Genomic DNA, 11,130 nt, shown 5'->3' on the forward strand with positions numbered 1-11,130 from the left:
CGGGACTCAGCCCCGCGTCCGCGCCAGCTCCGCGCCCGCCGCCTCGAGCCATCGCAGCGGCTCGGCCATCGCCGCGGCACCGCCGCCGGCGAGGTCCGCGAGGGCGACGGATGCCGCGAACCCGCGCGGCTCGGCCGTGATCGCCCCGGCGACGAGCGCCGTCGGCACCCCGGCGTCCCGCGCCAGGGCGGCCACCACCGTCGGCGCCTTGCCCGCCTCTGACTGCCCGTCGAAGCGGCCCTCCCCGGTGATCACGAGGTCGGCTCCGGCGATCGCCTCGCGGAGGCCTACGGCCTGCGCCACGAGCGCCGCGCCGCCGCCCATCGAGGCGCCCCAGGCCATCAGGCCGAAGCCCGTGCCGCCGGCCGCGCCCGCGCCGGGCGCCGCCGCGAACGGCTGCAGCGCCTCGGGCATGAGGTCGGCCAGCCGGGCGAGGTTCGCCTCGAGCACGTCGACGGTCGCGGCATCCGCGCCCTTCTGCGGACCGAAGATCGTCGCGGCGCCGAGCGGTCCGAGCAGCGGGTTGGTCACGTCCCCGAGGATGACCGCGCCGCCGGGCGGGAGCGGCCGCAACCCCGAGAAGTCGATCCGGTCGAGCATCGCGAGCCCGCGGTTGCCGAGCGGCACGGGGGCGCCCGACGCGTCGAGGAACCACGCGCCGAGCACTGTGAGCGCCGCGGCGCCGCCGTCGCTCGACGCGCTGCCGCCGAGACCGAGCAGCAGCCGGTCGACACCGGCATCCAGGGCCGCGGCGATCGCCTCGCCGAAGCCGGCGCTGTGCGCGTCGAGCGGCTCGAGCGGGTCGAGGAGCGTGATGCCCGAGGTCGCGGCGAGCTCCACGACGCCCGTCCCGTCGGGCAGCAGCACCCACGAGGACGCCACGGGGACGGTCACCGGGCCACGGACGGTGATCGGCATGCGCTGCGCGCCCGCCACCGACGACGCGAAGGCGTCGAGCGTGCCCTCCCCGCCGTCGGCCATGGGCCGCTCGACGAGCTCGTCGTCGGCGCGCACCGAGCGCCATCCCGCCGCGAGGGCGGTCGCGGCATCCGCTGCCGTCGCCGTGCCCTTGAACGAGTCGGGTGCGATGACGACGCGGGTCACGACGCGTCGAAGGTCGGGGCGGGCACGTGCGAGAGCCATTGCAGGGCGCGCCCGAGCAGGTCTCGGTGCTCGGCGGACTCGTACGAGCGCACGTCGTGGCCGAGCGCGTCGTAGACGATGCGCGAGCGGCCGAGCTCGCGGGCCCACACGAGCGGATGCCGCATGCCGTCCTCCTCGTGCTCGGCGATCCGCTCGACGATGCCGTCGAGCCGCAGGCCCGAGTAGCGCTCGTCGAAGACGGTGAAGTCGTCGATCCCCTCGGCGATCACGTGCGTGCCGACGACGTGCACCCGGGCCTCGCCGATCTCGGGATGCCACGAGAAGCCCTCGATCCAGCGTCCGCCGAGCGCGTGGCCGAAGTCGGGCAGCTCGGGCAGCGTCGAGGCGGCCGCGTGCATGGCGAGGATGCCGATCCCTCGGTCGAGCGCCGCCTCCAGTCCCGCGGCGGCCGCGTCGAGCTCCTCGTCGGTGGGCTCGGCCGGCTCGCCCGTGCCCTCGGGGAGCGGCGACTCGGGGTCGCCGGCGTTCACGACGAGGAGGTCGGCGTCGCCGAGCGCGGCGAGGCCGGCGAGCAGGTCGTCGCCCACCTCGACGCGGTAGCCCGCACCCGCGACGATGCCGGCGAGCGCGGCGCTGGTCTCGTCGAAGCGGTGCCAGCGGTCGGCGTAGCGGCCGGCGCCGCTGAGGATCACGGCGCGCATGTCACCTCCTCCGCTCTCGCGTGCATCGTAGCGCCGCCCGGCCTGCGCCGTCATCGCTCGAGCACCAGCGCCCAGTCCCACGCCGCGAGCCGCACGCCGTCGACGCGCTCGCCGGTGACCGCGTCGACGCCCGCGACGGGCACGTCGACCGGGTCGCCGCCGTGGTTGATCACCGTGACGAGGTCGCCGCGTCGCGCGGCCTCGACGTGGGCGGGCAGCCCCGCCACGACGGGTTCCACCCCGGCATCGGCGACCACGTGGTCGACCACGGCCTGCACGCCGTCCTCGTCGGGGACCGTGGCGAGGTAGCGCGCGACGCCGCGTCCGGCGGCACGACGGGTGAGCGCCGGATGCCCCGCCAAGCGTCCGCTCGTGAAGGCGGCCTCCACCGCGGCATCCGCGCCCTCGATCAGGTGCAGCTCCTCGGCGACGAGCGTGCCGACGAAGGCGGCGCCGCCCGCGAGCCCGGAGCCGGCGAAGCGCGCCTCCCGCTCGCCCGGAGCATCGGGCGCGGCATCCGTCGGGACGAGCGCGCCGAAGTCCTCCAGCCGCACGCCGACGACCGGCCCGAGCCGGGTGAGGAACCCGCCGTCGCGGAACCGGTCGTCGGCGTCGACCACGTCGGTGAACGGGCCGGCGAGCAGGTGGCCGCCGCCTTCGACGAACGTGGCGAGCGCCGCGGCGCCCTCGTCGCGGAGCAGGTACGCGAGCGGAGCGATCGCGAGCGCGTACCGATCGTCGACCCGCTCGGGCACCACGAGGTCGACCTGCACGTGGCGGCGGTGCAGCGCGCGGTACCAGCGCTGCACGACGGCGACGTAGTCGAGCCGGTTCTGCGGGTGGTCGGTCCCCTCGATCGCCCACCAGTTCTCCCAGTCGAACACGAGCGCCACGCGGGCGTCGCGGGGTCCGGCGGGCAGGGCCGGCAGCGCGGCGAGCTGCCCGCCGAGGGCGACGACCTCGCGCCAGGTGCGCGTATCGGTGCCGGCGTGCGGCAGCAGCGCCGAGTGGAATTTCTCGGCGCCCGAGCGCGACTGCCGCCACTGGAAGAACAGGATGCCGTCGGCGCCGCGGCCGATCGCCTGCGCGCTGAGGGCGGCCATCTGGCCGGGCGCCTTCGGGGCGTTCCAGGGGCGCCAGTTCACGGCGTTCGTGGCCTGCTCCATGAGGATCCACGGCACGTCGGGCTTCAGCGAGCGCACGAGGTCGCGCTGGAACGCCGCGGCGCGGAACGACTCGGGGTCGTTGGGGTCGGGGTAGGCGTCGTCGCTCACGAGGTCGACGTGCTCGGCCCACTTCGCGTAGTCGGCGGGCTTGAACGGGCCCATGAAGTTCGTGGTGATCGGCTGTGTCGCCCCCGCCGCGCGGATGAGGTCGCGCTCCATGAGGTAGCACTCGAGCAGCATGTCGCTCGTGAACCGGCGGTAGTCGAGCATCTGCGTCGGGTTCGGGCTGTACGGAGCCTTCCGCGGCGGGAACACCTCCGCGAACGACCCGTAGCGCTGCGACCAGAAGTTCGTGCCCCAGGCCGCGTTGAGCGCGTCGACGGTGCCGTAGCGGTCGGCCAGCCAGCGCCGGAACGCGTCGCGCGCGGCATCCGAGAAGTCCATGTTCAGGTGGCAGCCGTACTCGTTGTTGACGTGCCACATGACGACGGCCGGATGCCGCGCGTAGCGCCCCGCGAGTGCGGTCACGAGCTCGCCCGCGAGCCGCCGGTACACCGGCGACGACGGCGCGAACTGCTGCCGGCTGCCCGGCCAGTACGTCGCGCCGTTCTCGTCCTGCGGCAGCATCTCGGGATACGCGGCGGTCGCCCAGGGCGGCGGCGACGCGGTGGCCGTCGCAAGGTCGACCGCGATGCCGCCCTCGTGCAGCAGGTCGATCACGCGGTCGAGCCAGTCGAAGTCGAACTCGCCCTCGCGCGGCTGGATGCGCGACCACGAGAAGATGCCGAGGCTGACCATGGTGACGCCGGCCTCGCGCATTCGCGCGACGTCGTCGGGCCAGATCTCCTCGGGCCACTGCTCGGGGTTGTAGTCGGCGCCGTAGTGCACGGGTGATCCTCCATCGGGTGCGTGCCGGGAGCAGCGCCCGGCAGGGTGGGCCTTCGTCGGACGGCACCACGGGGCGTGCGGCCACTCGGAAAGCGTATTCCAATCGTATCCGCAGCACCCGGCGGTGACCACGATCGATCGCCGGCCAACCGATGAGACGATTCAACACTCCAGCAGCCGACCCGGTCGAACAACGACCGAAGTGACGACCCCGACCGTCGAAATGTCCATGCTGCCGAACCGATCCGCTATGGGGCGCGCGCCGTCGGCGGCGTAGCGTCGCTTCCCGCACCGCATCTCCCAATGCAAAGGAGCATCCCCATGCCACAGCGTGCCCACCGGCGCCTCCGGACCTCCGCGATCCTCGCGGGCGCCGTCGTCGCCACCCTCGCCCTCGCCTCGTGCTCGAGCGGCGAGACCCCCTCCGCGGACGGACCCGTGGAGCTCACCTTCCAGTCCTGGGTCCCGAACATCGACCAGGCCGTCGACGCCTTCAACGAGGCCCACGACGACATCCACGTCACCCTCGAGACCATCACCGCGGGCCCCGACGGCGGCTACGCGAAGATGCTCTCGGCCGTGCAGGCGGGTGATCCCGCGGATGTCGCGCAGGTCGGCTACGACGCGATCCCCGACTTCCTCGTGAACGACGCCCTCGAGGACATCACCGAGTACGTCGCCGACGACGCCGACCGCTTCACCGAGTGGCAGTGGGAGACGGGCGTGTTCGACGACCGCGTCTACTCGATCCCGCAGGCGTCGGGCCCCCTCGGCCAGTTCTACCGCAAGGACATCTTCGACTCGCTCGGCCTCGCCGCCCCCACGACGTGGGAGGAGTACTACGAGGCGGCGAAGGTCATCCACGCCTCCGACCCGAACCACTACATCGCGGCGTTCGCGTTCAACCAGGCGCCCTGGCTCATCGGCCTCTCCCAGCAGGGCGGCGGCGAGTGGTTCTCGACCGAGGGCGACGCGTGGAAGGTCGCCATCGACGACGAGGCGACCCTGAAGGTCGCCGAGTTCTGGCAGCGACTCATCGATGAGGACCTCGTGAAGATCGAGGCCGATTTCTCGAGCGAGTGGAACGCCGACATCCAGAACGGCAACGTCGCCTCGTGGATCTCGGGCTCGTGGGCCGACGCGATCGTGCGCGGCACCGCTCCCGACACCGCGGGCGGCTGGGCCGTCGCCCCGATGCCGCAGTGGTCCGACGGGGAGACCGTCTCGGCCACCTGGGCCGGCGGCTCGGCGAACGTCGTGCTCAAGGGCTCGAAGCACCCGGAGGAGGCGGCCGAGTTCGCCCTCTGGCTGAACAGCGAACCCGAGAGCGTGAGCATCCTCACGAGCGTCGGCGCCGGATGGCCTGCGATCACCGACCTCGAGTCCATCCCCAGCCTGCAGGACGACCCCGAGGTCTTCGCGTTCTACGGCGGCCAGGACATCTGGGACGTGTTCGCCGAGTCGGATGCCGCCGTCGCCGCGACCTGGAAGTGGCCCCCGCTTTCGCAGACGCTGTTCGCCTCGCTCACCGACAACGTGAAGGCGGCCGTCGAAGCCGGCACGCCGCTCACCGAGGCGTACGTCGCGACGCAGGCGGACTTCGTCGCCGCACTCGAGGACAAGGGAATCTCGGTCGCCGAGTGAGCCCGCGGGCGGCCCGGCTCACGCCGGGCCGCCCGTCGTCGTCGCCCGACCACCATGCCGCGCCTCACCCGCCGTCCGGCATCCGATCGTCCATCTCCGAGGAGCTCCACCGTGACCGCCAGCACGTACACCCCCGTCCGCCGCAGCAGATCGCGTCCGCCTGCCGCGCTGTGGGTCCTGCTCCTGCCGTTCCTCGTCATGTTCGCGCTGTTCTTCGTCGCGCCGATCGTCTTCGCCGTCGTCGACAGCCTCTTCGCGCAGAAGTCGAGCGGACTCGGTCTCACCGCCCCCACCCGCGAGTTCGTATTCCTCGACAACTACGTCGCGGCGCTCTCGAGCCCGGCGTTCCTCGCCAGCCTCGGGCGGCTCGTGGCGTTCTCCGCCATCGAGGTGCCGCTGATGGTGCTCACGGCGCTCGCCCTCGCGCTGCTGCTCGGCGCCGCGGCCGCCCGATTCCCCCGGCTCTTCCGGGTCACCTACTTCATGCCCTATGGGGTTCCCGGCGTGATCGCGGCGCTGCTCTGGGGCTTCCTCTACATCCCCGCCACGAGCCCGGTGCTCCAGCTCCTCGGGGCGGTCGGCATCGAGGCGAACCCGCTGTCGAGCGACGCCGTGCTCTTCGCCATCGCGAACATCGCCCTCTGGGGCTTCGCGGGCTACAACATGCTCATCCTCATCGCGGCGCTCGATGCGATCCCGTCCGACCTCTACGAAGCGGCCCGCCTGGACGGCGCCGGCGAGTGGCGCGTGATCTGGCACATCAAGCTGCCGCTCATCCGCCCGTCGATCGTGCTCATCACCCTGTTCACGATCATCGGCACCCTCCAGCTGTTCGTCGAGCCGCTCGTGCTGCGCCCGCTCACGACCGCGATCAGCTCCGACTACACGCCCAACCTCGCCGCCTACAACCAGGCGTTCACGCAGGGCGACCCGAACCTCGCGGCCGCGATGGCGGTGATCGTGGCGCTGCTGGCGTTCGCGTTCTCGGCGCTGTTCCTCCGCATCGTGAACCGGAAGGGGAACCGCGCATGGTGACCACCGAAGCGCCTTCGCCCGTCGCGGCGCGCACGTCCGCCCCGCTCGCGACCGCGCCGGCGACCCGCGCCCCGCGTCCGGCTCGTCGGCGCGGCATTTCCGGCGCGGTGCTCGTGAACGCGGCGCTCGTCGCGGCCTCGATCTACTTCCTGCTGCCCATCGCCTGGGTGCTCATCGCGGCGACGAAGTCGCCCGGCGACCTCTACTCGACGTTCGGCCTCTGGTTCTCCGACAGCCCGCAGGCGTGGGAGAACCTGGTCGCCCTCTTCACGCAGGACGGCGGAGCGTTCTCGATCTGGATCCTGAACAGCATCCTGTACTCGGGCGTCGGAGCCCTGGTCGCGACGGTGATCTCCGTCGGCGCCGGCTACGCCTTCGCGAAGTACGCATTCCCGGGCAAGGAGGCCCTGTTCTGGACGATCCTCGGCGGGGTGCTCGTGCCCGCCACCGTGATCGCGCTGCCCCTCTACTTCCTGCTCAACGCCGTCGGCCTCACGGGCTCGTACTGGAGCGTGCTGCTGCCCTGCATGGTCAGCCCGTTCGGCGTGTACCTCGCACGCATCCATGCGAACGCGTCGGTGCCCGACGAGGTGATCGAGGCGGCGCGCATCGACGGGGCCGGCGACCTGCGCATCTTCGGCTCCATCGCGACCCGCATGATGACGCCCGCGATCGTGACGATCTTCCTGTTCCAGTTCGTGACGATCTGGAACAACTACCTGCTGCCGCTCGTCATGCTCAACGACCCCAAGCGGTTCCCGATCACGCTCGGCCTGACGCTCTGGAACTCGCAGACCCAGCGCGACCCCGCGTTCACCACGCTCGTGGTCACCGGCTCGGCCGTCTCGGTGATCCTGCTCGTCGTGCTCATGGTGTCGCTCCAGCGGTTCTGGAAGGCCGACCTCACGGCGGGGTCCACCAAGGGCTGATCGGATGCCGCGCCGCCGCGCCATCCGCCCGGCTCACCCCAGGACCCGACGGACCCAGGCTTCGCGGGTCGCCACCGCGGTGCGCGACACGGCCGCGCCGGGCACCACGTTCTGGAACCCGTGGAACCCGCCCGGCCACACGTGCAGCTCCGCGCTGCCGCCGGCGGCCCAGATGCGGCTCGCGTAGGCGACGACCTCGTCGCGGAACACCTCGGCGCCGCCGACCTCGAGGTACGCCGGCGGAAGCCCCGAGAGGTCGGCCATGCGCGCAGGGGCCGAGTACGGCGAGACGTCGTCGGTGCCACGGCGATCGCCGAGCAGGGCGGTCCAGCCCGTCACGTCGCTCGTGCGGTCCCAGATGCCCACGCCGTCGACCTGCTGCGCCGAGGCGGTCGCGACGCGGTCGTCGAGCATCGGCCACATGAGCAGCTGCGCCAGCGGCATCCGCCCGCCCCGATCGCGCGCGAGCAGCGTCGTGCCCGCGCTGAGCCCGCCGCCCGCGCTCGGCCCGGCGATGAGCACGCGCGCCGGATCGAAGCCGAACGCGCCGGCGTGGTCGGTGAACCAGGTCCAGCCGGCGAAGGCGTCCTCGAGCGGGGCCGGGTCGGGTGCGTCGGGTGCGAGGCGGTACTCCACGGCCGCCACGACGGCGTCGTACTCGAGCACGTGGTCGACGAGCATGGCGCCGAGCGACCAGCGGGTGCCGGCGACCATGCCGCCGCCGTGCACGAAGTAGGCGCCCGGATGCCCCGCGCCCTCGTGGTCCGTCCGGCGCAGCACCGAGACCGTGATCTTCGTGCCGTCGGCGCTCGCGGCGGCGTGGTCGCTCACGACCACAGGCCGCCCCGCGATCACCTCCGCGATCGGCGGCGGCGACGCGAGCGCCGCGCGGAACTCGGCGATCCCGTCGGGCTCGAGCGTCGTGAAGAAGTGCGGCAGCCCGCCGAGCGCGGGCTCGAGCTCGGGATCGAACCACGGGCGAGCGGATGCGGTCATCTCGATCCTCCGGTGCGGGCGGGTTCGACGGTCATGCGGTTGCCTCGGTGCGCAGCGCGAGGTACTGGTGCACGAAGGCGATGGCCATCCCGCCCTCCCCCACGCCGGCGGCGACGCGCTTCACGGAGCCCGACCGCACGTCGCCCACCGCGAAGATCCCGGGCGTGCTCGTCTCGAGCGCGAACGGGCGACGGTCGGCGCTCCACTCCTCGGTGGCCGCGGCATCAGCCCCCGTGAGGATGAACCCGTGCTGGTCGCGGGCGATGTCGGTCGGCAGCCAGTTCGTGACGGCATCCGCGCCGATCATCACGAACACGACGCCGAAGTCCCGGCGCGACACCGTGCCGGTGGTGCGATCGACGACGTCGATCGATTCCAGGCTGCGATCGCCGTGCAGGTCGACGACCTCGCTGCGGGTCTCGACGCGGATGCCCGCGTTGGCGCCGATCTGGTCGATGAGGTAGCGCGACATGCTCGCCTCGAGCGACGGCCCGCGCACGAGCATCGTGACCGACCGGGCGTGCCGCGAGAAGAAGATCGCGGCCTGGCCGGCTGAGTTTCCCGCGCCGATGATCGCCACGTCGGCGGCCTTCGCGATCGCCGCGTCGCTCCGGGCCGCTCCGTAGTAGACGCCGTTGCCGAGGAAGCGATCGACCGCGGGCACGGGCAGGGTGCGCCACTCGACGCCGGTCGCCGCGATGACGACGGGCGCGCGCAGGGTCTCGCCGCCGTCGAGGACGACCTCGTGCAGGTCGCCGTGCGGGCGGATCGCCTGGACGGTGCGGGTGACGACGATCTCGGCGCCGAGCCGCTTCGCCTGCTTCAGGGCACGGCTGGCGAGCTCGTCGCCCGAGATGCCGAACGGGAAGCCCGTGTAGTTCTCGATTCTGGTCGACGTGCCCGCCTGCCCACCTGGCGCGAGCGACTCGATGACCACGGTGCGCAGGCCCTCGGCCGCGCCGTTCACCGCCGCGGTGAGCCCGGCGGGGCCGGCGCCGAGGATGACGACGTCGTAGCCGGTCGCCGACGGCTCGACGTCCAGCCCGGCGGCGACCGCCACCTCGCGCATCGACGGCGCGACGAAGCGGGAGCCGTCGGCCCGTTCAAGGACCGGGTAGGTCTCGCCCGCGACGGCGGCGTCGAGCGTGACCCGCTCGAACGCCACCTGGTTGCGCGTCAGGAACGTGGCGACCTGGTGCGTTCCCGCATCGAGCCGCGGTCCGACGAGGCGGAGGTCGGTCTCGGGCTGCTCGGCGGCGAGCTCCTGCAGCGAGTCGAGGTAGCGGCGCGCGAGCCCGGCGACCCGTGCCGGGATCGAGGGCGCCATCGCGGCCAGCGTGTAGAAGGCGGTCACGTCGAGCTTCAGGATGCGCGATGCTCCTGCCGCGCGACCCGAGGCCGGGAACGGCGTGCTCAGCGTCATGGGCACCTCGCCGAAGAAGCGGCCCGGCGTCCGCACGCCGATCACGCGCTCCTCGCCGTTCACCACCTTGGTGATCTCGGCGCCGCCCTCCACCACGACGAACAGCGCGCGCTCGTCGCCCTCGTGCGCGAAGTACTCCCCCGGCACGAGGTGGATGTCCTCGACGGAGCCGGCGAGGTACTCGAGCGCCTCCTGCGGAAGCGGCGCGAAGATGCGGATGCCGCGGAGCTCGTCGACGGTGATCATGCGCGGGGCCCGCCGGTGGGGAACTGGCTCGTCGAGGCATCCGCGGTTCGCACCCTGCGAACGTAACCGCGGCACGTGGCGGGGTCAACGATGTGCGTGACCCCAGTCCGCGCGCCGGATCAGCCCTTGCGCTGCACGCGGTAGTCGCTGGGACTCATGCCGTGCACCCGGCTGAACTGCCGCGAGAAGTAGAACGGATCGGCGTAGCCGACTTCGCGGCCGACCTCGGAGACGTGCAGGTCGGTGGTGTCGAGCAGGCGCCGCGCCCGCGCCATCTTGAGACCCGTGTGATACGCGAGCACGCCGCCGCCCGTGGCATCCCGGAAGAGGGCGCCGAGGTGCGAGGTGGAGACGCCGACGAGCCGAGCGAGATCCGAGACCCGGATGCCGCCGTCGACGCGCTCCTCGAGGTAGCGCATCGCCCGCTCGAGCGGTTCCCCCTGCTCGGGGAGCCGGCGATCGACCGCGAGCTGCGTCATCAGTCGCCACGCGATGCCCGCCGTGGCGAGCAGTCGCGCCGGGGACTGGTCGCGCTCGAGCGCCGAGACGATCTCGTCGAGCAGCACGGTCACCCGGTCGACCGCGCGCAGCGAGACGAGCGGCCGGTCGGCGTCCGCCCCGATCGCGCTCCAGAGGTCGGCGAGGTCGCTGCCGCGGAGGTGGCACCACCAGATCGTCCATGGCTCGCCGTCATCGGCACCGTAGGAGTGCGGCACGCGCGGCGGGATGAGGACGGCGGTCGAGGGCGTGACCCGCACCCGCGTCCCGGCGACGTCGACCCAGCCGCCGCCCGCGACGCACACGATGACGATCCCCTCCTCGGCGCCGCCCGGCCGGATGCGGAGATGCCGGTGGGCGCGCGGGAACCACCCGGCATCCGTGACCACGAGTCGACGGGTCACCGGGCGCGCCAGGGCCTCGGCGACGGCCGGACGCGGAACGACGCTCAGGCGCTGGTTCGCGAATCCTTCTCGGCGTTCCATGCCACCATGATGGCA

Annotated in this window: 9 protein-coding genes; 3 read left to right on the plus strand and 6 right to left on the minus strand. The window is 72.7% G+C overall.

Annotated elements, in window-relative coordinates; translation table 11 throughout:
• Window positions 1-6: 6 nt before the first annotated feature.
• From ACWEOH_RS02960 to ACWEOH_RS02970, 3 genes are read right to left on the minus strand one after another with little or no spacing between them, the layout of a single operon-like run.
• Window positions 7-1,143, minus strand: coding sequence for a glycerate kinase (locus tag ACWEOH_RS02960; RefSeq protein ID WP_452028103.1), 1,137 nt, complete (start codon window positions 1,141-1,143; stop codon window positions 7-9).
• On the minus strand, window positions 1,101-1,805 hold the full coding sequence (locus ACWEOH_RS02965) for a ThuA domain-containing protein (RefSeq protein ID WP_452028104.1): 705 nt from the start codon (window positions 1,803-1,805) through the stop codon (window positions 1,101-1,103). The genes ACWEOH_RS02960 and ACWEOH_RS02965 overlap by 43 nt, the downstream gene beginning before the upstream one ends.
• Window positions 1,806-1,855: 50 nt before the next feature.
• Window positions 1,856-3,859 (minus strand): beta-galactosidase, encoded by a 2,004-nt coding sequence (locus ACWEOH_RS02970; protein ID WP_452028106.1) that lies wholly within the window; start codon window positions 3,857-3,859, stop codon window positions 1,856-1,858.
• Window positions 3,860-4,180: 321 nt separating this feature from the next.
• Here ACWEOH_RS02970 and ACWEOH_RS02975 point away from each other — a divergent pair, with 321 nt between their 5' ends.
• From ACWEOH_RS02975 to ACWEOH_RS02985, 3 genes are all read left to right on the plus strand, one after another.
• A complete protein-coding gene (locus ACWEOH_RS02975) occupies window positions 4,181-5,503 on the plus strand; it encodes an ABC transporter substrate-binding protein (protein ID WP_452028108.1) in 1,323 nt (440 codons plus the stop codon).
• 111 nt (window positions 5,504-5,614) lie between these two features.
• Window positions 5,615-6,538, plus strand: coding sequence for a carbohydrate ABC transporter permease (locus ACWEOH_RS02980; protein ID WP_452028110.1), 924 nt, complete (start codon window positions 5,615-5,617; stop codon window positions 6,536-6,538).
• Window positions 6,532-7,467, plus strand: coding sequence for a carbohydrate ABC transporter permease (locus ACWEOH_RS02985; protein WP_452028112.1), 936 nt, complete (start codon window positions 6,532-6,534; stop codon window positions 7,465-7,467). Before ACWEOH_RS02980 ends, ACWEOH_RS02985 begins: the two co-directional genes overlap by 7 nt.
• 33 nt (window positions 7,468-7,500) lie before the next feature.
• Here ACWEOH_RS02985 and ACWEOH_RS02990 read toward each other — a convergent pair whose 3' ends face one another.
• The 3 genes from ACWEOH_RS02990 to ACWEOH_RS03000 all read right to left on the minus strand — a co-directional run bounded on the left by ACWEOH_RS02990 (window position 7,501) and on the right by ACWEOH_RS03000 (window position 11,115).
• Entirely contained in the window at window positions 7,501-8,463 is a 963-nt protein-coding gene (locus ACWEOH_RS02990) for an alpha/beta hydrolase (RefSeq protein ID WP_452028114.1), read from the minus strand.
• A 31-nt stretch (window positions 8,464-8,494) separates the two neighbouring features.
• Window positions 8,495-10,132 (minus strand): FAD-dependent oxidoreductase, encoded by a 1,638-nt coding sequence (locus ACWEOH_RS02995; RefSeq protein WP_452028116.1) that lies wholly within the window; start codon window positions 10,130-10,132, stop codon window positions 8,495-8,497.
• Between the two features lie 119 nt (window positions 10,133-10,251).
• On the minus strand, window positions 10,252-11,115 hold the full coding sequence (locus ACWEOH_RS03000) for an AraC family transcriptional regulator (RefSeq protein ID WP_452028118.1): 864 nt from the start codon (window positions 11,113-11,115) through the stop codon (window positions 10,252-10,254).
• Between the last annotated feature and the right edge of the window lie 15 nt (window positions 11,116-11,130).

The sequence above is a fragment of the Agromyces sp. NPDC004153 genome (assembly GCF_053603635.1).